Genomic DNA, 23651 nt, shown 5'->3' with positions numbered 1-23651 from the left:
AGGCGGCAAAGGGTCCTGCCTCACCTCCGGCCACGCTAACGCAGGCAGCGTTACCAATCCGTTTATGGTAACCGCCGCGTTCACCATTTTCTGTGGGATTGAGCTTCTCTTTATTCGAATCTTAGCGAATGCCGGCAGCTCACGATCCGCATTGCCGCGGGAATCTTGACTTTTGTGCACTGCACAATATATTTACACGCATTGCACAACGCGGCCCGGACAAGCCGCGTCTATCGTCCAAGGCAACCGTTCAAGGGAATGCGTGAAATGACCCAGACCTATGAAGATTTCAGCAAATACGGCAAGGAATTTGCGGACACCGGATTGAAGAGCTTCGCCTCGCTGTCCAAGGGGGCGCAGGCTATCGCCGCCGAGGCGGGTGAGTACACCAAGAAAAGCTTCGAAGCCGGTAGCGCCGCTGTCGAGAAGCTCTTTTCCGCCAAGTCGCTGGACAAGGCGATCGATATCCAGTCCGACTATGCCAAGCAGTCCTATGAGAGCTTCGTCACCGAGGCCACCAAGCTTGGCGATCTCTATGCCGAACTCGCCAAGGAAGCTTACAAGCCGTTCGAATCGATCGTCGCCAAGGCGAAGTAAATTCGACGAACATTCCGAGCCGGCCCTTGGGCTTGCAAAGACAGACCCGGTCGCGAACGCGCGGCCGGGTTTTTTCATGCCAGCTCGAAATCGGGGCCTGCGGTCTTCACGATTTGAAAAATCGGTCAAGTTTGGCCACCTAGCCATATTGTCAGCTAAACAGAAGGGCTTAAAATCGTCCATCGAACACCTACATGTCGAGCATGCATGAGGATTCGAAAGAGGCAGGACTACGTGACTATAGGTTTGACTGCCACGAGCTACGTGGTGCGAATGCAGAACGGCAGCAACGGCAATGAGGCCGGTCGCGGCACGGCCGTCATCACGCGCACAAAAACCAAGACCAAGAAGCCCAGTCTGTATCGGGTCCTCATTCTTAACGACGACTACACACCCATGGAATTCGTGGTCCACGTGCTGGAGCGCTTTTTCCAGAAGGACCGCGAAGCCGCCACACGCATAATGCTTCATGTTCACAATCATGGGGTGGGCGAGTGCGGGGTCTATACATTCGAGGTGGCCGAGACCAAAGTGTCTCAGGTCATGGATTTCGCCCGACAGAATCAGCATCCGCTGCAATGCGTGATGGAGAAGAAGTGAGGTAACATGCCGGCTTTCTCCCAAGGCCTGGAAAAGGCGCTTCACCAAGCGCTGACGCTCGCCAATGAGCGGCACCATGAATATGCAACCCTTGAACATTTGCTGCTCGCCCTGATCGACGACACCGAGGCGGCCGCTGTCATGCGTGCCTGCAACGTCGATCTCGACGAGTTGAAGCATACGGTCCTCACCTATATCGACACCGAGCTCGACAACCTCGTCACCGGCTACGATGAAGATTCCAAGCCGACTGCCGGTTTCCAGCGCGTCATCCAGCGCGCGGTGATCCATGTGCAGTCGTCAGGCCGCGAGGAAGTGTCCGGCGCCAACGTGCTCGTCGCCATCTTCGCCGAGCGCGAGAGCCACGCCGCCTACTTCCTGCAGGAACAGCAGATGACCCGCTACGACGCGGTCAACTACATCTCGCATGGCATCGCCAAGCGCCCCGGCGCTTCCGAGACGCGGACGCCGCGCGGCGCCGACGACGAGCAAGGCAGCCAGAGCGGAGCCGAGCCGCAAGAGGAAGGCGGCAAGAAGAAGCAGCAGCAGGACGCGCTGACTGCCTATTGCGTCAACCTGAACAACAAGGCCAAGGCCGGCAAGATCGATCCATTGATCGGTCGCGAGAGCGAGATCAACCGGACCATCCAGGTGCTGTGCCGCCGCTCCAAGAACAACCCGCTCTATGTCGGTGATCCTGGCGTCGGCAAGACGGCAATCGCCGAAGGCCTCGCCAAGCGCATCGTCGAGGGCGACGTTCCCGAAGTGCTGCACAATGCCACCATCTTCGCGCTCGACATGGGCACGTTGCTGGCCGGCACCCGCTATCGCGGCGATTTCGAGGAGCGGCTGAAGCAGGTCGTCAAGGAGCTCGAGGATTATCCCGGCGCCGTGCTGTTCATCGACGAAATCCACACCGTGATCGGGGCAGGGGCCACCTCCGGCGGGGCCATGGATGCGTCGAACCTGTTGAAGCCGGCGCTGTCTTCGGGCGCGATCCGCTGCATCGGCTCGACCACCTACAAGGAGTTCCGCCAGTTCTTCGAGAAGGACCGCGCGCTGGTGCGGCGCTTCCAGAAGATCGACGTCAACGAGCCGACTGTCGAGGACGCCATCGAGATCATGAAGGGCCTCAAGCCCTATTTCGAGGAGTTCCACAAGGTCCGCTACACGAGCGAGGCGATCAAGGCTTCGGTCGAGCTCTCGGCGCGTTACATCAACGACCGCAAGCTGCCGGACAAGGCGATCGACGTGATCGACGAGACCGGCGCCTCGCAGATGCTCGTGCCGGAAGCCAAGCGCAAGAAGACCATCGGTATCAAGGAGATCGAAGCGACGATCGCCACGATGGCGCGTATCCCGCCGAAGACGGTTTCCGCCGACGACGAGAAGGTGCTGCAAGGCCTCGACATCGAGTTGAAGCGCGTCGTCTACGGCCAGGACACCGCGATCACAGCGCTGACCTCGGCCATCAAGCTGGCGCGGGCCGGCCTGCGCGAACCGGAAAAGCCGATCGGCTCGTACCTGTTCTCGGGTCCGACCGGTGTCGGCAAGACGGAAGTGGCCAAGCAGCTCGCCGCCTCGCTCGGCGTGGAGCTGATCCGCTTCGACATGTCGGAATATATGGAACGCCACACCGTTTCACGGCTGATCGGCGCGCCTCCCGGCTATGTCGGCTTCGACCAGGGCGGCCTTCTGACCGACGGCGTCGACCAGCATCCGCATTGCGTGCTGTTGCTGGACGAAGTGGAGAAGGCGCATCCGGATCTGTTCAACATCCTGTTGCAGGTCATGGATCACGGCAAGCTGACCGACCATAACGGCAAGCAGATCGACTTCCGCAATGTCATCCTGATTATGACCACCAATGCGGGCGCGTCCGACGCGCAGCGCGCGGCCATCGGTTTCGGTTCGACCAAGCGCGAAGGCGACGATGTCGAAGCGATCAACCGGCTGTTCACGCCGGAGTTCCGCAACCGTCTCGATGCGATCATTCCGTTCGGCTCGCTGCCGGTGCCGGTCATCCATCAGGTGGTGCAGAAGTTCGTCATGCAGCTGGAAGCGCAGCTTTCCGAGCGCGGCGTGACATTCGACCTGTCGCAGGAGGCGATCGCATGGCTGGCCGACAAGGGCTATGACGAGCGCATGGGCGCCCGGCCGCTTGGCCGTGTCATCCAGGAGCACATCAAGAAGCCGCTGGCCGACGAGGTGCTGTTCGGCAAGCTCAAGAAGGGCGGCACGGTACGTGTCACCGTCGAGAAGAAGGAAACCGGCGAGACCGGCCTGAAGCTCGAATCGCTCGCCGACGAGGCGCCGGTGAAGCCGAAGAAGGAAGAGCCGGACGACGTGCCGAAGGCCAAGAAGGCCGTGGCGAAGAAGCCCGCCGCGAAAAAGGCGGTGGCGCCGAAGCCGGAGCCGAAAGGCAAGGATGGTGGCAAGCGCAGCCTTGTGCCGCAACTGCCGCGTAAGAACTGACGAATCCACAAATCAAAAAAAGCCCCGGCACCGGGGCTTTTTTTATGACATTTTCCGGTTAACCGCCCGGCGCCCGCCAGGGCGGTTGCGCCAGTTCAGCTTGCCAGCGCCATCCGTATCTTGCCGGCGTTTTCGGCCAGGACTTCAGGCTTTTCCATCTGTCCGCTGTGCGGCTTCAAGGGAATGCCCTCGAAGCGCGGAATGACATGGACGTGAAGGTGAAAGACAGTCTGCCCCGAAGCTGGTTCGTTGAACTGCATAACCGTGACGCCATCGGCATCGAAGGCCTTCTTTACGGCCCGCGCAACTTTCTGGACGTGAACGAAGAGCGGGCCAAGCACCGCCGGATCCGCGTCAAGCAGGTTGCGCGACGGTGCTTTCGGCACCACCAGCGTGTGACCCTGTCCTTGCGGCATCACATCCATGAAGACAATGACCGCGTCATCCTCGTAGACGCGGTGCGAAGGGATTTCTCCGCGCAGGATTTTTGCGAAGATGTTGCTGCTGTCATAGGTTGCTTCGGCCATGGCGCGCGCTCCGGTTCTTGGCTCGCTATCTCGTGTAGCGAAGCTGTTCCGGGCGGGCAAGACGATCGGTCGACATCGGCCATGCGGCCCGTGTGGCTGAGCGAGTTGGGTCTCGCTGCTCTACTCCGCCATGTCCTTGCGGAACGGGGTGTGCTCTTCCAGATATTCGCTCATCCGCTCGACTTCGCGCCGCTCGCGCTGGAGGTAGTCGGCCACTGCATTGCGCAGACCTGGATGGGCGATGTAGTGCGCCGAATGCATCGTCACGGGCCGGTAGCCGCGCGCCAGCTTGTGCTCGCCCTGCGCACCGGCTTCAACCACCTTCAGCTTGCGCGAGATGGCGAAATCGATCGCCTGATGGTAGCAGACCTCGAAATGCAGGAACGGGTGGTCCTCGATGCAGCCCCAATTGCGGCCGTAGAGCGCGTCTGAACCGATGAAGTTGATGGCACCTGCAATGTAGCGCCCGCTGCGTTTGGCCATGACCAGCAGGATGTCGTCGGCCATGCGTTCGCCGATAAGTGAGAAGAAATCGCGGTTGAGGTAGGGCCGGCCCCATTTCCTGCTGCCGGTATCCATGTAGAACGCGAAAAAGTCGTCCCAGGCCTTTTCGGTCAGATCCTTGCCGGTCAGCCAGTCGATCGAGATGCCGTCGGCGAGGGCCTCGCGCCGCTCTTTCTTCATTGCCTTGCGCTTGCGCGAGGCTAACGTTGTGAGAAAATCGTTGTAGCTCGAAAAGCCTTCGTTGAAGAAGTGAAACTGCTGGTCGGTGCGATGCAGGAAGCCGGCCGCCGCCAATACCTGGACGTCGTCCTCCGGCGCGAAAGTAACATGCGCGGAAGACACGCCGAGCTTATCCGTCACCGCCTTCAGGCCGGTCGCAAGACCGGCCTTGACGGTGGGGATGTCCTCGCCCCTGCCGACCAGCAGGCGAGGGCCGGTGACGGGTGTGAACGGCACCGCGCATTGCAGCTTCGGATAGTAGCGCCCGCCGGCGCGTTCGAACGCGTCCGACCAGCCATGGTCGAAGACATATTCGCCCTGGCTGTGCGACTTCAGATAGCAGGGGACCGCTCCGAGCAACATGCCTCGCGCGGTTTCCAGCCTGAGGTGATGGCCTTGCCAGCCTGTGCGCCGAACAGCGCAGCCGGAATCTTCCAGCGCGCTCAAAAAAGCGAATGAGACAAGCGGGTTGTAGCCGTATTCTGCATCGCCGCGTGTAGTGCCGCCGAGGCTGTCCCATTCAGCGCTGGTAAAGGCGCCGATGCCCGCGGCGATGCGGATCGACAGCTCCGCATTCGCCGTTTGTCTTTCACAGTCGTCCCCTTGATCCATGAGGCTTACTTAAGCTCGCTGCGGACCCATACAAGCCCGCTCAGGCAAGCCGTACCAGATCGGGCTCGAATCCTTCGAACGTCATCTGGTCGGCATATTTGAAGGTCAGGTCGACGGCAGGCTGGTCGTGCACGGTCCAGGTGATCACCGGCATACCGAGTCTCTCTCGCACGAAGGAGACGAACCGGTTCGGCAGGTCGCCGGCAGCGTAGGAGGTGAAGGCGATGTCATGCGCCAGCATGGCGAAATGCGCCTCGATCAGGTGGTTGTCGTTGCCGTAGGCGGTCAACCCGCCGGGTATGCCGGGTGCATATTTCGGGAACTCGCGGATCAGCCAATGGTCGAACGACATGATCGCGGTCTTGCCCTTGTAATGCTTGAGCATCTTGCCGACGCTTTCGACCAGGCCTTCGTCATGCCCGGCAGCACCTTTCAGTTCGACAACCATCGGCACACGGCCGTCGACCAGATCAAGCGCCTGCTGCAGCGTCGGCAAATGGTCGGCGGTGCCGCCGACCTTCAGCGCCGTGATCTCTGCAGCCGTACGCTGCCAGACGAAGCCATCCTCGCCGGTCAGCCGCCGCAGATCGCCATCGTGGATGATGACGGGGACGCCGTCGGATGACAGGTGCACATCGCATTCGATCGCGTAGCCGCGCTCGGCCGCCGCAGCGAAGGCGGAAAGGGTGTTCTCCCAGCGCGTCTTGTTCATGTCGTGGAGGCCGCGATGGGCGACGGGCCGGGCGGTCAGCCAGGAAAGATCGGTCATGGTTGCAGTCCCGGTCATTCGACTTCGAAGATCGCTTCGATTTCCACTGCGGCATTAAGCGGCAGGGAGGCGGTGCCGACGGCGGAGCGAGCGTGCTTGCCACGATCGCCGAGCACGGCGGCGAGAAAATCCGAGGCGCCGTTGGCAACCAGATGCTGTTCGACAAAATCCGGTGCCGAGGCGACGAAGACGGTGATCTTCACCAAGCGACGGATTTTCTCGAGATCGCCAAGTGCCGCCTGAGCCTGGGCCAATATGTTGATCGCACAGTATTTTGCGGCTTCCTTGCCGGTCGCGGTGTCGACATCGCGGCCAAGCAGTCCGCTCGCCTGGAGCTTGCCCTCCTTGAGCGGCAACTGCCCGGCGGTGAACAGCAGATTGCCGGTCCGGCAATAGGGCACGTAATTGGCGGCGGGCGCGGCGGCGGCCGGCAGCGCCACGCCGAGATCGCTTAGCCGCTTTTCGATTGTTTCGCTCATGCTATTTCCCTATTGCTTGAAGGTGCCGCGCAGGCCGGGCCGAAATTGCTATTTTTGCCTCGCTTCCGCCACGACTTTTTTTAAGCTGGACCATCTTTCCATGCGGCTTGCCACTAGCCGCGATGATCGGAGCACCCCATGCGCGCAACGCGCCTCGCATTCAACGCCGTTCTCTTGACAGCGGCTTCCTGGGCGGCTCCCGCTTTTGCCGTGCCTGCGCTGCAGGCGCATCGTGCTGTTTACGACATTTCACTCGACAAGGCTTCAGACCGTTCCGGCATTACCGGCATCACCGGCCGCATGGTCTACGAGTTCAACGGCTCGCCTTGCGAGGGCTATACGGTAAAGTTCCGTTTGGTGACCCAGATCGTAACCAGCGACAACACAAGGCTGACCGACCAGCAGATGACCACCTTCGAGGATGCCGAGGGCAAGACCTTCTCCTTCGTGAACAAATCCTTTGTCGACCAGAACCTCGACAAGGAGGTCAAGGGTACCGCAACGAAGGAAGCCAACGGTCTCAAGGTCGATATCGACAAGCCCGAGAAGAACAGCCTGGAACTCGCGCCGACCCAGTTCCCGACCCAGCAAATGGTCGAAATGATCGGCAAGGCGGAAAAGGGCGAGCGTTTCTACGAAACCAACCTGTTCGACGGCTCTGAGGACGCCAACAAGGTGGTGACCACCACCGTCGTCGTCGGCAAGCAAGCCGATGCCGACAATGCCGATCCGGAAGCGCCGGCGCTGGCCAAGCTCGCCACCGACAAATACTGGCCGGTCGACATCGCCTATTTCGATGATGCCGACAAAGGCGGCGAGGAGGTGCCGGAATACCGGATCAGCTTCAAGCTGCACAAGAACGGCATCACGCGCGATCTCGTCATGGACTATGGCGAGTTCTCGATGACCGGCAAATTGGTCAATCTGTCACTGTTCGATCAGCCTAAGACCTGCCCGTCTAAATAAGCTCGAGTGAACGGCAAGCCGCCGGCCGCTATCCGGGATAGTAGCGCTTAATCTTGCGGGGCAAGTCGCATCGACTTGAGCATGCCGCAATTGCCTATCAACGTTTTATTACGGTATGCGCCGCGGGGGAGCAGGTTGAGCAGGATCGACGTTTTTGTGGCGCCGCGGCCCAATGCGACACTGATCAACGCTATGACATTCGTCAACCGGATTGTCATGCTGCACGGCATTCCGGGGTTTCGCGACCTGTTGCCATTCAACCGTCTGGCCGGTTTGCGCGGCGTCGCCAATGTCCGCCACATCGATTTTCCGGAGGATGACCGGCAAAGGCTGAAGGCTTGTTGCGGCGCGGGCAAGGCGACGTTCATCACGCCCAACCATCCTGAATTCTTTGCCGACTGGATGATCGACAAGGAGGTCGTCTCGCGGGTAAGCCCGCTGGCGGCATCCTGGGCCACGCACGGCGTCGTCAACGGGCTTGGCCGGCTGATGCAGAAATTCTGGTTGGCCAACAATCTGATCGCGCAAATCCCGGGCAACAGCGCGGCCGCCAAGGAACATTCGGTGGCCTGGGCGCTGAAGGGGCACGGCGTGCTCCTGCATCCCGAAGGCGGTGTCGGCTGGCATGCCAACATCATTGCCCCGCTGCTGCCGGGCGCGGTCGAAATGGGGTTCGAGGCGTTGAAGCGCGGCCGCCTGACGGATCCGGATTTCAAGGTTTGGATCGCGCCCGTGATCTGGAAGCTTGCTTTCACGGGGAATGTCGAGGCAGCGCTGGCAAAGGAATGCGCCTATGTCGAGCACAGCCTGAAAATCGAACGCCGTGCCGCCGATTCGCTGCCGGAGCGCATCCATCATATCTATGCGACGTTGCTGTCTCGCGATGAGGCTGCATATGGCCTGCGGTCCGATGAGCGGGCTTCGTATGACGCACGTCAAAAGGACCTGCTGACCGAACTCGGCCGTCGCCTTGCCGAACTTGTCTCGGTCGACGCCGGCACGCTCGACAATGCCGACCTTTTGCGCCGTTCGCGGCGCTGGCTGCGGGAAAGCACGGATGGCAGCGGAAGCCAGAAGCAGGTCCGAACGCTGGCAGATGCGATCCAGCGCCTGCAGCGTGTCGGGCCGTGGGCCTCAGCCAACCCGCGCATCACGCAGGAGGAGATCGCCGAACATTTGAAGCGGATCCGCAACGATTATTGCAAGGGTACGCTGCGCGATGCGATCAACCGTTTCGTGCCGCAGCCGGCAGGCCCACGTCGCGCCTATGTCCGGGTACCGGAGCCGCTAGGCTTGCACGCCTATCAAGGCTCCGTCGAGGAGGCACTCGCCGAACTGCACGACCGGATGCAGGAGACCGTCACCAGGACGATGACGCAACTCGAGGCTGGCGGCGGCTTCATTTTCTATGCCAATCCCTTCTATCATCGTTAGCGGTGTGTTGGTCGGCGCAAGATGAAGGAGTGCGGCAAGCCTGTGGCGGTCTATGTCGATGCGGCGATCTGGAAATGGGTCGGCCACCGCTGGTGTCATCTGCTGGCAGACGACATCGACGAGCTGCATCGCTTTGCCGGGCAGCTCGGCATCAAGCGCGCGTCCTACCAAGGACCGCCAAAGACATCCGCGCCGCACTATGACATAACCGGGTTCGAGCGCGACCGCGCAGTGCGGTTAGGCGCCATCGAGTGCAGCCGCGAGGAGATCGTCGCCGTTTTCCGGCGTGTGCGGGTGCCGAAGGGGAAGATGCGGCAATGACACCGGTGCGCTGATCGCCGCACGCTGAGCCGCAAGACGCCACAGCGCTTGCGTTTGTCGCGCTTCCCCTCTATATGCGCGCTCATTCCACACACGGACTTTGGTGTCTGCCCGGGAGAAATCCGGCTGAAACCTCCGGTGGCGTTCGAGGACAAAGTCCAAAAATGCCTGTGTCCGTGGAGGCTAACCGGAAAGGAAATAAGAATGGCTCTGCCTGATTTCAGCATGCGCCAGCTATTGGAAGCTGGCATTCACTTCGGCCACCAGACCCACCGCTGGAACCCGAAAATGGCGCCCTATATCTACGGCGCCCGCAACAACATCCACATCATCGACCTCTCGCAGACAGTGCCTTTGCTGCACCAGGCGTTGAAGCAGGTTTCCGACACTGTTGCCAAGGGCGGCCGGGTGCTGTTCGTCGGCACCAAGCGCCAGGCCTCCGACATCGTCGCCGATGCCGCGCAGCGCTCGGCCCAGTACTATGTCAACTCGCGTTGGCTCGGCGGCATGCTGACCAACTGGAAGACGATCTCGAATTCCATCCAGCGCCTGCGCAAGCTCGACGAAATGCTGGCCGGCGAGGCTCAGGGCCTGACCAAGAAAGAGCGCCTCAACCTCGACCGCGAGCGTGAGAAGCTCGACAAGGCGCTGGGCGGCATCAAGGATATGGGTTCGACGCCCGATTTGATGTTCGTGATCGACACTAACAAGGAAGCGATCGCCATTCTCGAGGCCAAGCGTCTCGGCATCCCGGTCGTTGCCATCATCGATTCCAACTGCGACCCGGACAAGATCGACTTCCCGATCCCCGGCAATGACGACGCGGCCCGCGCCATCCAGCTGTATTGCGATCTGATCGCCAAGGCAGCTATCGACGGCATCGCCCGTCAGCAGGGCGCGCTCGGTGTCGATATCGGCGCATCGGTCGAGGCTCCGGTCGAGCCGGCGCTCGATCAGACCCCGGCCGCCGAGAGCCCGGCAGCCCAGACCCCGGAAGCATAGTAGCGAAGGCCGGCTGCGGCCTTCATCTTTCCAATATGTTGGCGCGGTAAGCGCTACCAGCACCAGGCGCATCATCGAAAATCGATGGTGCGTCAGTGCATTTAGACAAAGAGGCGACAATGAGCATTTCGGCTGCACAGGTCAAAGAACTCCGCGACTTGACCGGCGCGGGCATGATGGACTGCAAGGCGGCGTTGAACGAGACCAACGGCAATATGGAAGAAGCCATCGACTGGCTGCGCAAGAAGGGCATTTCAAAGGCCGACAAGAAGGCTGGCCGTACCGCTGCCGAAGGCCTGATCGGCGTAGATTCCGGCGTCCGCGAGGCAGCGATCGTCGAGGTCAATTCCGAGACGGACTTCGTTGCCCGCAATGCTGCGTTCCAGGAGATCGTCGCCAATGTCGCGAAGGTCGCGCTTGCCTATGGCGGCAAGACCGAGGCCGTTGCCGCCGCTCCCTATCCGGGATCGGGCAAATCGGTCGCCGAGACCATCAAGGACGCTGTCGGCACCATCGGTGAGAATCTGGGCTTCCGCCGCTCGGCCAAGCTCACGGTCGAGCACGGCGCTGTCGCAACCTACGTTCACAATGCGGTCGCCGACGGCCTTGGCAAGCTCGGCGTGCTGGTGGCCATCGAGACGACGGGCAACGCGCATGCCGCCAACGCCTTCGCCCGTCAGGTTGCCATGCATGTCGCTGCCACCAATCCGATGGCCCTGACCACCGAAGAGCTCGATCCGGCCGCAGTGGAACGCGAGAAGGCGATCTTCGCCGACCAGGCGCGCCAGTCCGGCAAGCCGGAAGCGATCATCGAGAAGATGGTCGAAGGCCGTTTGCGCAAGTTCTATGAAGAGGTCGTGCTGCTCAAGCAGGCTTTCGTGCTCAATCCCGACATTACCGTCGAGAAGGCGCTGAAGGATGCCGAGAGCGAAATCGGCGCGCCAGCCAAAATCGCTGCCTATCTGCGCTTCGCGCTCGGTGAGGGTATCGAGAAGGAAGAGACCGATTTCGCGGCGGAAGTCGCGGCAGCGGTCAAGAAGTAACTATTCGTTTGAGAGGCTTTTTTCGGCCGGGTATCCGCGAGGATGCCCGGCCGATTTCTTGCGCGGTGTCGATGAAGGCGCGGAGCTTCGGGGCCATCGCGGCGCGGCGCGGGAAATAGAGGAACAGTCCCGGTTCCTCGATCGATGCCTCGCCAAGGACTTCGACCAGCCGGCCTGCCTCGATGTCAGGCTTGACAAGCGGCTCGAACAGATAGGCGAGGCCGATGCCGGCAAGCGCCATTTCCCTTGCCGACAGCGGATCGCTGACGACCACGCTGCCGCGTGTCTCGACGCTGATATCCTTGCCCTGATCGGATAGATCCCAGTGATAGAGCGCACGTGATCGCAACAGCCGATAACCGATGCAGTTGTGCACGGCGAGATCGGCCAACGCCCATGGCCGCCCGCGCCGGGCGACATAGGCCGGCGAGGCAACGATGATGCTGCGGAAAGGCCCTGTCAGTCGCACCGTCACCATATCCTCGGCGATCATCTCGCCCAGCCGGATGCCGGCGTCAAAACCCTCGCCGACGATATCGCTCAGACGTTCGTCGGTGACGATCTCCACCGTCACGTCAGGGTAACGTTCCGCCATCGCCGTCAGGATGGGCATCAGCGCCAGAGGCAGCGCCAAACGCGGCGCGTTGATCCTGAGCAGTCCGCTTGCCCGGCCTTTGACAGAGCGGATACGTTCGATCCGGTCGGCAATGTCTTCCAGCGCCGGCTCCGCCGCAGCGACAAGCGCGGTGCCAGCCTCGGTCAGCGAGACGCTGCGCGTGGTGCGGGCAAACAACGGCTGGCCGATTCGCTCCTCTACCAGCCGAACCGCATGGCTGACCGCTGACGGGCTCATGCCGAGCTCGGCGGCTGCCGGCGCGAAACCGCCACGTCGCGCGACGGCAACGATTATAGGTAGGTGGCTAAGCAGATCGCGGTCCATTCATGCATGATATCGCATAGTCCATTCGGATAATGCAATCTTATCGGTGGGGAAAGGAGGGCGCATCTTTGGCTGCATCACACGGCCGAGTAGCCATGGAAACGTCTAATGACCGACCTCGATTCCGAACGAACCCGTAATCTCGAGACCGTGCGTAAATTCTTTGATCTGATGCACCGCAAGGACATTGAGGCATGGGGCGACCTTTGGGCTGAAGATGGCCGGATACTTGTCTTCTACCCGCCGGCAGGATTTGGAAACAGCATCGATGGTAAGGTCGCGATCCTGGCGGCCTTCCGAGGCCTCTTCGGTAATTTCGAATCCTTCGATTCGCAGCTGACAGCCATCTATCCGGCAGCGGATTCGGACGCGATCGTCGTTGAGTACAAGAACCGCGCGGTGCTGATCGGCGGCACTGAATACACCAACAGCAATATCGCGATTTTCCACTTCAAGAGCGGTCTGATCAGCGCCTACCACGATTATTTCGATCCGCGCCGCTTCCAGGTGGTGGTCGATGCGCTGGCCAAGGCCTGACTGCGTATCCCAGGCAAGACCTCAATCCCGCTTTTCAAACTTCAGGAGAAAATCCATGACCATGTCCTACTACACGCTCGGCAACAGCGGGCTGCGTGTCACCCGCCTGGCGCTCGGCACCATGACGTTCGGCACGGAATGGGGCTGGGGCGCGGAGAAGGAAACCGCGCGCGCCTTGGTTGATGCCTATGTCGAAGCCGGTGGCAATTTCTTCGATACCGCCGATCTCTATACCGGTGGCACGGCCGAAACCTGGCTCGGCGAATTCATCGCCGAGCGTGGGCTGCGCGACAAGGCGGTGATCAGTACCAAATTCACCTACAACGCCGAACCGGGCAACCCGAACGCCGGGGGCAACGGCCGCAAGAACATCCTGCGGGCGATAGACGGTTCGCTGAAGCGGCTCGGCACCGACTACATCGACCTCTACATCCTCCATACCTGGGACAGGCTGACGCCGCCGGAGGAGGTGATGCGGACGCTGGACGATCTGGTGCGCGCCGGAAAGATCCGGCATGTCGGCCTGTCCGACGTGCCGGCCTGGTACGCAAGCCGGGCGCAGGCCGTCGCCGAGCATCGCGGCTATGAACCGGTTTCGGCGCTTCAGCTCGAATATTCGCTGGCCGAGCGCAACATCGAGCACGAGTTCGTGCCGTTCGGCACGCGCTATGGCGCCGGAATCATGGTCTGGAGTCCATTGGCCAGCGGCCTGCTCAGCGGAAAATACCGTTTCGATACAATCGTCGAGGATGGTGGCCGGCTGGAGACAATGCGTGGTTCGACCAATCCCGGTTTCCAGAAATTCACCGATCGCAACTGGCAAATCGTCGCCGAACTGGAGAGGGTTGCCGGCCAGCTCGGCCGCAGCATGGCCCAGGTCGCCCTGAACTGGACGGCAAACAGGCCAGGCATTGCGTCCGTCATCGTCGGCGCCACCAGGCTTGACCAGCTCAAGGACAATCTCGGCGCGCTTGATTTCGACATTCCCGAAGATCTTCGGGCACGGCTCGATGCGGTGAGCCGGCCGGTCACGCCCTTTCCGTATTCGTTCTTCGGCCCTGAAATACAAGGCGGCCTGACCGGTGGGCAGGCGGTTGGCGGTAAGCCGGCAAGCTATCTGCCGGATCTGCTCATGCGAGGCACTTTTGCCGGCGTGAGCTGACGGCTATCCCGGTCCACGATCTCAACTTTCCGGCTCGGGCGCGGCGTGACATCGCGGCGCCCTTCGTGTATCGGAACGCCCAGTGTTTCGGGGCGCACCGAAACGCGTCACACGCACGATGACGAGGACCAGATGACGGTGAAGCCCCTCTACCGACGTGTCTTGCTGAAAGCGTCGGGCGAAGCGTTGATGGGCGAGCAGCATTTCGGCATCGACGTATCGGTGGTCGACCGCATCGCCGCCGACATCGCCGAGGCCCGCGCATTGGGCATCGAAGTCGGTGTCGTCATAGGCGGCGGCAACATCTTCCGTGGCGTCGCGGTTGCGTCAAAAGGCGGAGACCGCGTCACCGGCGACCATATGGGCATGCTTGCCACGGTTATCAATTCGCTGGCGCTGCGCACCTCGCTCAACAAGATCGGCGTCGACGCCGTGGTGCTGTCGGCGATCGCCATGCCCGAGCTTTGCGAAAGTTTTTCGCAGCGTCAGGCGACCGCCTACATGAACCAGGGCAAGGTCGTCATCTTCGCCGGCGGCACCGGCAATCCGTTCTTCACCACCGATTCGGCTGCAGCCCTTCGCGCCGCCGAGATCGGCGCCGATGCTCTGTTCAAGGGTACCCAGGTCGATGGTGTCTATTCGGCTGATCCCAAGAAGGACCCGCATGCGACACGTTTCGAGCGGATCAGCCATGACGAAGTCATCAAACGCGGGCTTTCGATCATGGATACGGCGGCGATTGCACTTGCGCGCGAAAACAACATTCCGATAATCGTCTATTCGATCCACGAGAAGGGTGGCTTCGGCGATATCCTGAGGGGCGGCGGCCGTTGCACGGTTGTCGCAGACGATTGACCGGACCATGAACCCGAAAGGGACCGGTTGCGGATGAGGCTCGAACAGGGCCTAAGCAGTGAACCCGGGTTAACGGGTCGAGGAGACGATGATGAGTGGCGAGTACGACGATCTCAAACGGCGCATGGACGGGGCGATCGCCGCGTTCAAGCATGATCTGGCTTCGCTGCGCACCGGCCGCGCGTCGAGCAACCTGCTCGATGCCGTCCAGGTGCAGGCCTATGGCACCACCATGCCGATCAACCAGGTGGCAACAGTGTCGGTGCCGGAACCGCGCATGATTTCGGTTTCGGTCTGGGACAAGTCGATGGTCAGCGCAGTCGACCGCGCCATCCGTGAAGCCAATCTCGGCTTCAATCCTATCGTCGACGGTACCAATCTCAGGATTCCGCTGCCCGAGCTCAACGAACAGCGCCGCAAGGAGCTGGTCAAGATCTCGCACGGTTATGCCGAGAATGCCCGCGTCGCCGCACGCCACGTTCGCCGGGACGGCATGGACTTTCTGAAAAAGGCGGAAAAGGACGGCGACATCAGTGAGGACGACCATCGCAAACGGGCCGACCAGGTTCAGAAACTGACCGACGAGACAATCAGCACCATCGACCACCTGCTTTCCGACAAGGAAGCGGAAATCATGCAGGTCTAGGGTCTGGCCACGCCTGGCCCGGAAGCGAGAATATGGCAACGCCCGCGCATGTCGCGATCATCATGGACGGAAACGGACGCTGGGCCAAGGCGCGCGGCTTGCCGCGGCTGGCCGGTCACCGCGCCGGCGTCGAGGCGCTGCGCAAGACAGTGCGCGCCGCCCCCGGCCTCGGCATCTCCTTCCTGACCGTCTACGCTTTTTCGTCGGAAAACTGGTCACGGCCGAAATCCGAAGTCAGCGACCTCATGGGCCTGCTTAAGCTTTTCATCCGACGTGACCTCGCCGAGCTGCACCAGAGTGGGGTGCGGATCAGGGTCATCGGTGACAGGGCAGGGCTGCAGCCCGACATAAGGGGGCTGCTCGAGGAAGCCGAAACGCTCACTCTCGGCAACGAGGCGCTGACACTGGTCATTGCCTTCAATTACGGCGGGCGCGACGAGATCGTGCGCACCGCGCGCAAGCTCGCAGCGGCGGTGGCGCGCGGTGAGATCGAGAGCGAGGCGATCACGGCCGATTCCTTTGCCAGCTCGCTCGATACAGAGGGCATTCCAGACCCGGAACTGGTCATCCGCACCAGCGGCGAGCTTCGGCTGTCCAACTTCCTGTTATGGCAGGCCGCCTATAGCGAACTCGTTTTCCTGCCTTGCTACTGGCCCGACTTCAGTCGCGAGCACCTGTCCGATGCACTGCGCGATTTCGCCGGCCGCGAGCGCCGCTTCGGCGGACTTGCCGCCCAAGATGTCGCCTCAGGCTGAGGAATGAGCAACCTCCAACTCCGGGTCATTTCGGCCGTCGTGCTTGCCATCGTCACGCTTGCCCTGACCTGGCTCGGCGGACTGTCCTTCCGGTTGCTTTGCGCTGCCATGGCGGCGGTGATCTTCTACGAGTGGACGCGGATGAGCCGCCCCGTTGCCCCGGCAGGTGCTGGTGCTACGGCAGGTCTCGGCTTTCTGCCCGAGGCGCTGATCGGGGTCTTTATTGGTGCCCTCGTCGCCGGCCTGCCTGCGTCTTTGCTGCTGCCGCTCGTCGCGGCCCTGATTGCTGTCACTGCGGTCGCTTCTTCCATGCGCAGGGCAGGACCGTGGGAAGCATCCGGCCTTGCCTATGCGGCCGTGTCCGGCTTGTCGCTGGCCTTCCTGCGTGACGGCGACCATTCAGGGCTGCTGGCCATTCTGTTCCTATTCGCCGTGGTTTGGGCGACCGATATCTTTGCCTATTTCGTCGGCCGCTCCATCGGTGGTCCAAGGCTGGCGCCGTCGATCTCGCCGGGCAAGACGCGGAGCGGGGCGCTCGGTGGGGTGGTCGGCGGCGTAGTGGCCGGGCTGCTTCTGGCCGCCGTGGCCGGAACGGGCAACCTCGTCGTGCTTGGCGTGGTCGCACTGGTGCTTTCGATTGTCGCGCAGGCCGGCGACCTGTTCGAATCATGGGTCAAGCGACGCCACGGCCGTAAAGATTCCGGCACGCTGATACCCGGCCATGGCGGCATCATGGATCGGGTAGATGGGCTTGTCGCGGCGGCTTTCGCCCTATACGTCATCGGCTGGATTTCCGCGACCGCCGACCATCCGGCACGGGGGCTGTTTCCGGTTTGAACGGCATCGTCGGTGGGCCGGCGCGGGGCTGCGTCATGGATTCGCCTGGATTGATGTCACAGTCGCGGCATGATCTGTGCCGTGGATGAATTTGAGGGCATGAATTGAACGAGATTTTTCACGCGGTTTTCAGCACAGAGGGCTTTGTCCTCGGCACGCTGGTGCCTTTCCTGTTCGTGCTGACCGTGGTCGTTTTTGTCCACGAAATGGGCCATTACCTCGTCGGGCGTTGGTGCGGTATCGGCGCAAAAGCCTTTTCGATCGGTTTCGGCCCAGAGATCATCGGCTTCAACGATAGCCGCGGCACGCGCTGGAAGCTTTGCGCCATACCGCTCGGCGGCTACGTCAAGTTCGTCGGCGACATGAACGCGACGTCGAGCCAGCCCAACTCGGAGGAGATCGAGGCGCTGAGCGACGAAGAACGCAAGGTGGCCTTCCACACGCAGCCGATCTGGAAGCGCGCGGCGACCGTCGTGGCGGGGCCGCTGTTCAACTTCCTGCTGACGATCGCCGTCTTTGCCGTGCTGTTTTCCGTCCATGGCCGGCCCGTGCTGGAGCCGATGGTGGCTGAGGTCACTGTCGGCAGTCCGGCCGCCGCGGCCGGCATCATGCCCGGCGACCGATTCGTCAGCGTCGACGGCAGCAAGGTCGAGACCTTTGCCGACGTCCAGCGTCTGGTCTCTGGCCGCGCCGGCGACAGCATCACCTTCGTCATGCTACGCGCCGGCAAGGAAATCACCGTCACGGCGACGCCGCGCTCGATGGAACAACAAGACGCACTGGGCAACAAGGTCCAGGTAGCCGTGATCGGTGTCGTCAACAACAAGGAACTCGGCCAGCCACGGCTGATCACCTATAGTCCGGCCGGGGCGGTCGGGGCAGCGGTCCAGGAAACCGGACACGTCATCCAGCGTACCGGCCAGTTCCTGCAACGTTTCGTTGTCGGTCGCGAGGACAAGTGCCAGCTGGGCGGCCCCATCAAGATCGCCAAGATGTCGGGTCAGGCGGCAAAGCTCGGCTTTGAATGGCTCGTGCAGCTTGTTGCATTCCTGTCAGTCGGGATAGGGATTCTCAATCTTTTGCCGATTCCCCCCCTCGACGGAGGGCATCTTCTGTTCTACGGCGTGGAGGCTGTCATCCGGCGGCCGGTGTCCGAACGCATGATGGAAATGGCTTACCGAAGCGGCCTCATATTGGTGCTCGGGTTCATGGGCTTTGTTTTCTGGAACGATCTGTTTGGGTGCTGAAATCATGAAGGAATTTGGCTTCGGCACGAGCAATGTTGAGACGCCGTTTACCATGCGTGGGGATATGCGTGACGCGAAAGCCACGCCGCAGGGTTAAGTAAATACAAATTAACCAGAAGCCTTGCGTGTAGGGAAAATCCGGTTAATACGGTAGGGGAAATTACCGCACGTCCGGTTTTCTCGCCGTGGGGACTTCGAGAAAAGGTACAAAAGCCCGATGAAGGCAGCATCCAAGTTTCTGAGCGCCGCGTCCGCGGTGGCTATGTCCGCCGCTCTGGTTGTACCAGGCGCGCTCGCAGTGCAGTTCGTTGCCACATCGGCCGCCGAGGCGGCTGTCGTCTCCAGAGTCGAAGTCACCGGCAATCAGCGTGTCGACGCGGACACCATCCGCAATTACGTGACGATCAAGCCCGGCAAGGCGTTTTCCAGTTCGGATATCGACGATGCGGTCAAGGCGCTGTTTGGCACCGGGCTGTTTTCGGATGTGCAGATCAACCAGGTCGGATCGACGCTGGTCATCAAGGTGTCCGAATACCAGGTCGTCAACCAGGTGCTGTTCCAGGGCAACAAGAAGCTCAAGGACAACGCGCTTGAGGCCGCGGTGCAATTGAAGCCGCGCGGCACCTTCTCGCAACAGCAGCTCGATGCCGATGTCGAGGCGGTCAAGGCCGCATACCGGCGTATCGGCCGCGACGATGCCGCCGTGACCACCCAGATCATGGATCTCGGCGACAACCGGGTAAACGTGGTCTTCAACATCAACGAAGGCGGCCGCACCCAGATCGCAGCGATCAATTTCGTCGGCAACAGCGCCTATTCGAGCCGCCGGCTGTCGGACATCATCTCCACCAAGCGTTCGTCCTTCCTGTCGTTCGTGCTGCGCGACGACGTTTATGACGAGGACAAGCTGCGCGCCGACCAGGAGCTGCTGCGCCGCTTCTATTATAATCACGGCTATGCCGACTTCCAGGTCGTCTCGGCTGTCGGCGAACTCGACGACACCACCAACAAATACACCGTCACCATCACGGTACAGGAGGGCGAGCGTTATACGTTCGGGGATGTCAGCGTCGAAAGCACGATCCCCGAGGTCGACGCCAAGTCACTTGAATCGGTGGTCGAGACCCACAAGGGCGATGTCTACAACGCCAAGAACGTCGAGGACACGATCATCGCCTTGACCGAAAAGGTCGCTGGATCCGGCTATGCCTTCGCCCAGGTGACGCCGCGCGGCGACCGCAACTTCGAGAACCACACGATCTCGGTCGTCTATACGGTCGATCAGGGGACCAAGGCCTATATCGAGCGCATCGAGATTCGCGGCAACGATCGGACGCGCGACTACGTCATTCGCCGCGAGTTCGATGTCAGCGAAGGCGATGCTTTCAATCAGGTGCTCATCCAGCGCGCGAAGAGGCGGCTGGAAGCGCTCGATTATTTTGAAAAAGTCGAAATTTCCACCGTTCCGGGTTCTGAGCCGGACCAGGTTGTGCTGGTGGTAGATGTGGTCGAGAAATCGACCGGTGAGTTCACGGTCGGCGCCGGTTATTCGAGCGGCGGTGAAACGTCAGGTCCGTCCGTCGAAGGTTCCGTCAGTGAGCGCAACTTCCTCGGTCGCGGCCAATTCATCAAGGTGGCGGCGGGCGGTGGCAAGAACTCGCGCGACTACAGCTTCTCTTTCACCGAACCCTATTTCCTCGGCCGCCGGATCGCGGCCGGCTTCGACATCTACAAGCAGAGCCGAAACTACGACCATTACGACAGCGACACGACAGGCGCGACCGTCCGCTTCGGTCTGCCGATCACCGACAATATCTCAACGCAGCTGGCTTATAATATTGCGCAAGAGAAGTACGAGTTCGACGAGGGCTGCGTTCCCGTTATCAATGGTGGCACCTGCGACGTCTCCCAGGCGATCGTAAACGGCGTTGAAGAGAGCCCATGGCTCAAGTCCTCGGTCAGCCTCGGCCTGATCTACAATACCATCGACGACATGAAGAACCCGCATGACGGTATTTATGCCAATGTCGGCACCGAAGTGGCTGGCGTCGGCGGCGATGCCAAGTTCATCAAGGTCACGGCGCGCGGCAGCATTTATCAGACGCTGTCCGAACAATTGGACCTGGTGGGCCTCATTTCGGGCGGCGCCGGCCATGTCCAAGGCTATGGCAACGGCGATCTGCGCGTCTTCGACCATTTCCAGAGCAGCGACCGTATGATCCGCGGTTTCGAATACGGCGGCATCGGCCCGGTTGCTTCGGACAACAGCAATGACCATCTCGGCGGCACCACCTACTTCAATGCCTCGGCGGAAGCTCAGTTCCCGCTGCCGGTCATCCCCGAAAGCTTCGGTTTGCGTGGCGCTGTGTTCGCCGATGCGGCAACGCTCTACGGCAGCAAAATCGCAAGTGGCCTTGTCAATTCTTCGACAACCGGCATGGAATGGCGCGCTTCCGTCGGTGTCGGTTTGATGTGGGCATCGCCTTTCGGCCCGATCCGCATCGACTATGCGATCCCGGTCAAGAAGGAAAAGACCGACGACGTGCAGGAATTCAACTTCGGCATATCGACCCGCTTCTGATGTGCGGGCAATGATGCTTCCGGCTCGTTTGGATCCGGATGGCAGTGATCCGACACTACAGCGCAGCGCGTCCTATCGGACGCGCAAAGGACGTTGTAGCATTTTGATTTGCGCATGATCCTTTCCGAGGGTCGATTTCCGATTTCGGGGTCATGCGCTAGCTGGATATTGCTTCTGGAATGACCGATCCGGTGTTCTTCGCGCCCTCACGCCGGTATACGGCCGGCGAAGTCGCGAATCTGACCGGCTCGATGCTTGTTGATTCCGGTCTCTCCGATGTATCGATCGAGGCTCTGGCGCCCGCCAACGAAGGCGGCGAGAACGCCCTTGTCTTCGTCGATGGCAGGCGCAATTTCGCCCTGATGCAGTCACTGCGGGCGGCGGCGGTTCTCTGCCCTGCCGAATTTGCCGGCAAGGCGCCGGCGGGCATCGCGGTGCTGGTGCATCCGCGCCCGCAGCAGGCCTTCGCAATGGTCGGGCGTCTGCTTTTTCCGGCGGCTGCAACGCCTGGACCGATGACCGGCGAAACCGGTATCTCGCCGCACGCCCATATCGATGCGACCGCCCATGTCGAGGCCGGTGCGATCATCGAAGCGGGTGCGATCATCGGACCTCGCGCTGCCATTGGCAGCGGGACCGTCATTGCCCCGCATGCGGTCATCGGTCCGTCCTCGCAGATTGGCCGCGACGGTTATGTCGGTCCAGGTGCCAGCGTGCAATATGCGTTGATTGGCAATCGCGTCATCATCCATGGCGGTGCCAGGATCGGCCAGGATGGCTTCGGTTTCGTGGCCGGCGCCAAGGGTCCGGAGCGGGTTCCGCAGATCGGCCGTGTCATCATCCAGGACGACGTCGAGATCGGGTCGAATACGACCGTCGATCGCGGCGCCATGTCCGACACGATCATCGGCCAGGGCACCAAGATCGACAATCTGGTGCAGATCGCGCACAACGTTCGCATCGGCCGCAATTGCATTATAGCCGGGCTTTCGGGTATTTCCGGTTCCGTGACGGTAGGCGACAACGTCACCATGGGTGGCGGTGTCGGCCTTGCGGATCATTTGACCATCGGGTCCGGGGCCAAGCTTGCGGCAAGAAGCGGGTTTATGAGCAATGTGCCTGCCGGTGAGATTTGGGGAGGATATCCGGCGCAGCCGATGGCGGAAGCCATGCGCGAGATAGCGGCCTTGCGCAGACTTGCACGGACGCGCAAACAGGGTGAGGGGGGAAATGGCTGACATCGCAGCGGCGACGCTCGAAGCGGTTGACATAATGCGGCTGATGAAGCTCCTGCCGCACCGCTATCCGTTCTTGATGATCGACCGTATTGTCGACATAGATGGCGACGAATCCGCCATCGGCATCAAGAACGTCACCATAAACGAGCCGCATTTCCAAGGTCATTTCCCCGACCAGCCGGTCATGCCCGGCGTGCTGATCATCGAGGCGATGGCGCAGACGGCCGGCGCCATCTGCATCCGCAGCCTTGGTACGGAAAAGCCGTCGCTGGTTTATTTCCTGACCATCGACAATGCCAAGTTCCGCAAGCCGGTCGTTCCAGGCGACCAGCTGAAAATTCATGTGAAGAAAATCAAGAAACGCGGCAATCTTCTCAAATTCGCTTGCGAGGCCCTCGTCGATGGCGCCAAGGCGGCGGAAGCCGAGATCTCGGCGATGATGGTCGCAAGCGGCTGACAAACGAATGCTAATGAAAATCCAGACAGTCATCCATCCATCGTCGGTCATCGAGGCAGGCGCCCAAATCGGCGAAGGCGCCCGCATCGGGCCCTTCTGTCACGTCGGCCCCGACGCCGTGATCGGCGACCGCGTCGAACTGGTCAGCCATGTCTCGGTGATTGGCGCGACCACCATCGGTGCATCGACCAAGGTCTATCCGATGGCGATACTGGGCGGGCCGCCGCAGAACACCAAGCACAAGGGCGGCCGTACCACGCTGGTGATCGGCGAGAACTGCACGATCCGCGAAGGTGTCACCATGCATGTCGGCACCGATTCCAGCCGCGGCGAGACGACGATCGGCGACAACGGCAATTTCCTTGCCTATGCCCATATTGCCCATGACTGCGTGGTCGGCAAGAACGCCACCTTCGCCAATCAAGCGACGTTAGGCGGGCATTGCGAAGTCGGTGACAATGTCTACATCGGCGGCCTTACCGCGGTTCATCAGTTTGTCCGCATCGGCGATAACGCCTTTCTCGGCGGTTGCTCGGCGATCGTCGGCGACGTCATTCCTTACGCCATCGCCGTTGGCAACCGTGCCAGCCTTCGCGGCCTCAACATCATTGGCCTGAAGCGCGCCGGCCTGCCGCGTCCGGAGATCCACTTGCTGCGCAAAGCCTACAAGACGATCTTCGATCGCTCCCGGACCGTCGGCGAGAACATCGAATTCGCCAAGGCGGAATTCGCCTCGTCGCCGACTGCCATGAAAATCGTCGACTTCATCGCTGGTCGCGGCAAGCGGCACTACGCCGTGCCGTCGCTCAAGGGTAGCGACGGCGACGATACCGATGATGAAGACTGAG

Annotated in this window: 24 protein-coding genes; 19 read left to right on the top strand and 5 right to left on the bottom strand. The window is 61.3% G+C overall.

All coding sequences use genetic code 11. From position 1 onward, the window contains the following. Positions 1-267: 267 nt before the first annotated feature. The 3 genes from NKH59_RS24955 (at position 268) to clpA (ending at position 3672) form a co-directional block, all read left to right on the top strand. Positions 268-597, top strand: a complete 330-nt coding sequence (locus NKH59_RS24955; RefSeq protein ID WP_352471661.1) for a phasin family protein — start codon at positions 268-270, stop codon at positions 595-597. Positions 598-870: 273 nt separating this feature from the next. Next, on the top strand, positions 871-1197 hold the full coding sequence (clpS, locus tag NKH59_RS24950; protein WP_023717744.1) for an ATP-dependent Clp protease adapter ClpS: 327 nt from the start codon (positions 871-873) through the stop codon (positions 1195-1197). Positions 1198-1203: 6 nt separating this feature from the next. Further along, complete coding sequence (gene clpA / locus NKH59_RS24945) at positions 1204-3672, top strand: ATP-dependent Clp protease ATP-binding subunit ClpA (protein ID WP_352613749.1); 2469 nt, start codon at positions 1204-1206, stop codon at positions 3670-3672. A 95-nt stretch (positions 3673-3767) separates the two neighbouring features. On the opposite strand, the gene NKH59_RS24940 is transcribed toward clpA, so the two are convergent. The 4 genes from NKH59_RS24940 to NKH59_RS24925 form a co-directional block, all read right to left on the bottom strand. Further along, positions 3768-4199, bottom strand: a complete 432-nt coding sequence (locus NKH59_RS24940) for an HIT family protein (RefSeq protein WP_352744117.1) — start codon at positions 4197-4199, stop codon at positions 3768-3770. Positions 4200-4319: 120 nt separating this feature from the next. After that, entirely contained in the window at positions 4320-5534 is a 1215-nt protein-coding gene (locus tag NKH59_RS24935; protein WP_352766614.1) for a GNAT family N-acetyltransferase, read from the bottom strand. 40 nt (positions 5535-5574) lie between these two features. Next, positions 5575-6303, bottom strand: a complete 729-nt coding sequence (locus NKH59_RS24930; protein WP_023674925.1) for a glycerophosphodiester phosphodiesterase — start codon at positions 6301-6303, stop codon at positions 5575-5577. A 14-nt stretch (positions 6304-6317) separates the two neighbouring features. Beyond that, positions 6318-6782 (bottom strand): RidA family protein, encoded by a 465-nt coding sequence (locus tag NKH59_RS24925; RefSeq protein ID WP_352981137.1) that lies wholly within the window; start codon positions 6780-6782, stop codon positions 6318-6320. A 138-nt stretch (positions 6783-6920) separates the two neighbouring features. Between NKH59_RS24925 and NKH59_RS24920 the strand changes: the two genes are divergently transcribed. The 5 genes from NKH59_RS24920 to tsf all read left to right on the top strand — a co-directional run bounded on the left by NKH59_RS24920 (position 6921) and on the right by tsf (position 11548). Further along, positions 6921-7748, top strand: a complete 828-nt coding sequence (locus tag NKH59_RS24920) for a cell envelope integrity EipB family protein (RefSeq protein WP_023674927.1) — start codon at positions 6921-6923, stop codon at positions 7746-7748. A 135-nt stretch (positions 7749-7883) separates the two neighbouring features. Continuing rightward, the gene (locus NKH59_RS24915) at positions 7884-9182 is read left to right on the top strand and encodes a lysophospholipid acyltransferase family protein (RefSeq protein ID WP_352981138.1); all 1299 of its coding nucleotides are present in this window, start codon (positions 7884-7886) and stop codon (positions 9180-9182) included. A 42-nt stretch (positions 9183-9224) separates the two neighbouring features. Then, a complete protein-coding gene (locus tag NKH59_RS24910) occupies positions 9225-9503 on the top strand; it encodes a DUF4031 domain-containing protein (RefSeq protein WP_353023408.1) in 279 nt (92 codons plus the stop codon). A gap of 204 nt (positions 9504-9707) precedes the next feature. Continuing rightward, positions 9708-10505 carry a 30S ribosomal protein S2 gene (gene rpsB, locus NKH59_RS24905; RefSeq protein WP_031211288.1) on the top strand — a complete coding sequence of 266 codons (798 nt, stop codon included), beginning with the start codon at positions 9708-9710 and terminating at the stop codon, positions 10503-10505. A 119-nt stretch (positions 10506-10624) separates the two neighbouring features. Beyond that, positions 10625-11548 carry a translation elongation factor Ts gene (tsf, locus tag NKH59_RS24900; RefSeq protein ID WP_352471655.1) on the top strand — a complete coding sequence of 308 codons (924 nt, stop codon included), beginning with the start codon at positions 10625-10627 and terminating at the stop codon, positions 11546-11548. On the opposite strand, the gene NKH59_RS24895 is transcribed toward tsf, so the two are convergent. Beyond that, the gene (locus tag NKH59_RS24895) at positions 11538-12488 is read right to left on the bottom strand and encodes a LysR family transcriptional regulator (RefSeq protein WP_352613739.1); all 951 of its coding nucleotides are present in this window, start codon (positions 12486-12488) and stop codon (positions 11538-11540) included. The genes tsf and NKH59_RS24895 overlap by 11 nt on opposite strands. 108 nt (positions 12489-12596) lie before the next feature. On the opposite strand from NKH59_RS24895, the gene NKH59_RS24890 reads away from it, so the two are divergent. The 11 genes from NKH59_RS24890 to lpxA all read left to right on the top strand — a co-directional run bounded on the left by NKH59_RS24890 (position 12597) and on the right by lpxA (position 23650). Next, entirely contained in the window at positions 12597-13025 is a 429-nt protein-coding gene (locus tag NKH59_RS24890; RefSeq protein ID WP_353023400.1) for a nuclear transport factor 2 family protein, read from the top strand. A 55-nt stretch (positions 13026-13080) separates the two neighbouring features. Continuing rightward, positions 13081-14187, top strand: coding sequence for an aldo/keto reductase (locus tag NKH59_RS24885; RefSeq protein WP_352568697.1), 1107 nt, complete (start codon positions 13081-13083; stop codon positions 14185-14187). A gap of 132 nt (positions 14188-14319) precedes the next feature. Further along, positions 14320-15042 (top strand): UMP kinase, encoded by a 723-nt coding sequence (gene pyrH / locus NKH59_RS24880; protein WP_023674934.1) that lies wholly within the window; start codon positions 14320-14322, stop codon positions 15040-15042. Between the two features lie 91 nt (positions 15043-15133). Next, a complete protein-coding gene (frr, locus tag NKH59_RS24875) occupies positions 15134-15688 on the top strand; it encodes a ribosome recycling factor (RefSeq protein WP_084640965.1) in 555 nt (184 codons plus the stop codon). 32 nt (positions 15689-15720) lie between these two features. Continuing rightward, complete coding sequence (locus NKH59_RS24870) at positions 15721-16443, top strand: isoprenyl transferase (protein ID WP_352448819.1); 723 nt, start codon at positions 15721-15723, stop codon at positions 16441-16443. Between the two features lie 3 nt (positions 16444-16446). Continuing rightward, positions 16447-17280 (top strand): phosphatidate cytidylyltransferase, encoded by an 834-nt coding sequence (locus tag NKH59_RS24865; protein WP_353023398.1) that lies wholly within the window; start codon positions 16447-16449, stop codon positions 17278-17280. 104 nt (positions 17281-17384) lie between these two features. Further along, positions 17385-18527, top strand: a complete 1143-nt coding sequence (rseP, locus tag NKH59_RS24860) for an RIP metalloprotease RseP (RefSeq protein WP_353023397.1) — start codon at positions 17385-17387, stop codon at positions 18525-18527. Between the two features lie 217 nt (positions 18528-18744). Then, complete coding sequence (bamA, locus tag NKH59_RS24855; protein ID WP_352474279.1) at positions 18745-21108, top strand: outer membrane protein assembly factor BamA; 2364 nt, start codon at positions 18745-18747, stop codon at positions 21106-21108. A gap of 179 nt (positions 21109-21287) precedes the next feature. Beyond that, entirely contained in the window at positions 21288-22346 is a 1059-nt protein-coding gene (gene lpxD, locus NKH59_RS24850; RefSeq protein ID WP_353023395.1) for a UDP-3-O-(3-hydroxymyristoyl)glucosamine N-acyltransferase, read from the top strand. Then, entirely contained in the window at positions 22339-22803 is a 465-nt protein-coding gene (fabZ, locus tag NKH59_RS24845; protein WP_023674942.1) for a 3-hydroxyacyl-ACP dehydratase FabZ, read from the top strand. Before lpxD ends, fabZ begins: the two co-directional genes overlap by 8 nt. Positions 22804-22816: 13 nt before the next feature. Continuing rightward, positions 22817-23650 carry an acyl-ACP--UDP-N-acetylglucosamine O-acyltransferase gene (gene lpxA / locus NKH59_RS24840; RefSeq protein WP_353023393.1) on the top strand — a complete coding sequence of 278 codons (834 nt, stop codon included), beginning with the start codon at positions 22817-22819 and terminating at the stop codon, positions 23648-23650. The last annotated feature ends 1 nt before the right edge of the window (position 23651 follow it).

Origin of the sequence: Mesorhizobium sp. M0998 (genome assembly GCF_040318885.1) — a bacterium.
Taxonomy (GTDB): domain Bacteria; phylum Pseudomonadota; class Alphaproteobacteria; order Rhizobiales; family Rhizobiaceae; genus Mesorhizobium.
This window is presented reverse-complemented; position numbering and strand designations above follow the sequence as displayed.

What these genes read in the sequence shown, in the direction of transcription:
- clpS (WP_023717744.1), top strand. Translation starts at nt 871, where the DNA reads ATGCAGAACGGCAGCAACGGCAATGAGGCCGGTCGCGGCACGGCCGTC.
- NKH59_RS24920 (WP_023674927.1), top strand. Translation starts at nt 6,921, where the DNA reads ATGCGCGCAACGCGCCTCGCATTCAACGCCGTTCTCTTGACAGCGGCT.
- NKH59_RS24955 (WP_352471661.1), top strand. Translation starts at nt 268, where the DNA reads ATGACCCAGACCTATGAAGATTTCAGCAAATACGGCAAGGAATTTGCG.
- NKH59_RS24940 (WP_352744117.1), bottom strand. Translation starts at nt 4,199, where the DNA reads ATGGCCGAAGCAACCTATGACAGCAGCAACATCTTCGCAAAAATCCTG.
- NKH59_RS24895 (WP_352613739.1), bottom strand. Translation starts at nt 12,488, where the DNA reads ATGGACCGCGATCTGCTTAGCCACCTACCTATAATCGTTGCCGTCGCG.
- NKH59_RS24870 (WP_352448819.1), top strand. Translation starts at nt 15,721, where the DNA reads ATGGCAACGCCCGCGCATGTCGCGATCATCATGGACGGAAACGGACGC.
- tsf (WP_352471655.1), top strand. Translation starts at nt 10,625, where the DNA reads ATGAGCATTTCGGCTGCACAGGTCAAAGAACTCCGCGACTTGACCGGC.
- NKH59_RS24925 (WP_352981137.1), bottom strand. Translation starts at nt 6,782, where the DNA reads ATGAGCGAAACAATCGAAAAGCGGCTAAGCGATCTCGGCGTGGCGCTG.
- NKH59_RS24885 (WP_352568697.1), top strand. Translation starts at nt 13,081, where the DNA reads ATGACCATGTCCTACTACACGCTCGGCAACAGCGGGCTGCGTGTCACC.
- lpxD (WP_353023395.1), top strand. Translation starts at nt 21,288, where the DNA reads ATGACCGATCCGGTGTTCTTCGCGCCCTCACGCCGGTATACGGCCGGC.
- pyrH (WP_023674934.1), top strand. Translation starts at nt 14,320, where the DNA reads ATGACGGTGAAGCCCCTCTACCGACGTGTCTTGCTGAAAGCGTCGGGC.
- lpxA (WP_353023393.1), top strand. Translation starts at nt 22,817, where the DNA reads ATGAAAATCCAGACAGTCATCCATCCATCGTCGGTCATCGAGGCAGGC.
- NKH59_RS24890 (WP_353023400.1), top strand. Translation starts at nt 12,597, where the DNA reads ATGACCGACCTCGATTCCGAACGAACCCGTAATCTCGAGACCGTGCGT.
- rpsB (WP_031211288.1), top strand. Translation starts at nt 9,708, where the DNA reads ATGGCTCTGCCTGATTTCAGCATGCGCCAGCTATTGGAAGCTGGCATT.
- NKH59_RS24930 (WP_023674925.1), bottom strand. Translation starts at nt 6,303, where the DNA reads ATGACCGATCTTTCCTGGCTGACCGCCCGGCCCGTCGCCCATCGCGGC.
- NKH59_RS24935 (WP_352766614.1), bottom strand. Translation starts at nt 5,534, where the DNA reads ATGGATCAAGGGGACGACTGTGAAAGACAAACGGCGAATGCGGAGCTG.
- NKH59_RS24865 (WP_353023398.1), top strand. Translation starts at nt 16,447, where the DNA reads ATGAGCAACCTCCAACTCCGGGTCATTTCGGCCGTCGTGCTTGCCATC.
- bamA (WP_352474279.1), top strand. Translation starts at nt 18,745, where the DNA reads ATGAAGGCAGCATCCAAGTTTCTGAGCGCCGCGTCCGCGGTGGCTATG.
- frr (WP_084640965.1), top strand. Translation starts at nt 15,134, where the DNA reads ATGAGTGGCGAGTACGACGATCTCAAACGGCGCATGGACGGGGCGATC.
- fabZ (WP_023674942.1), top strand. Translation starts at nt 22,339, where the DNA reads ATGGCTGACATCGCAGCGGCGACGCTCGAAGCGGTTGACATAATGCGG.
- clpA (WP_352613749.1), top strand. Translation starts at nt 1,204, where the DNA reads ATGCCGGCTTTCTCCCAAGGCCTGGAAAAGGCGCTTCACCAAGCGCTG.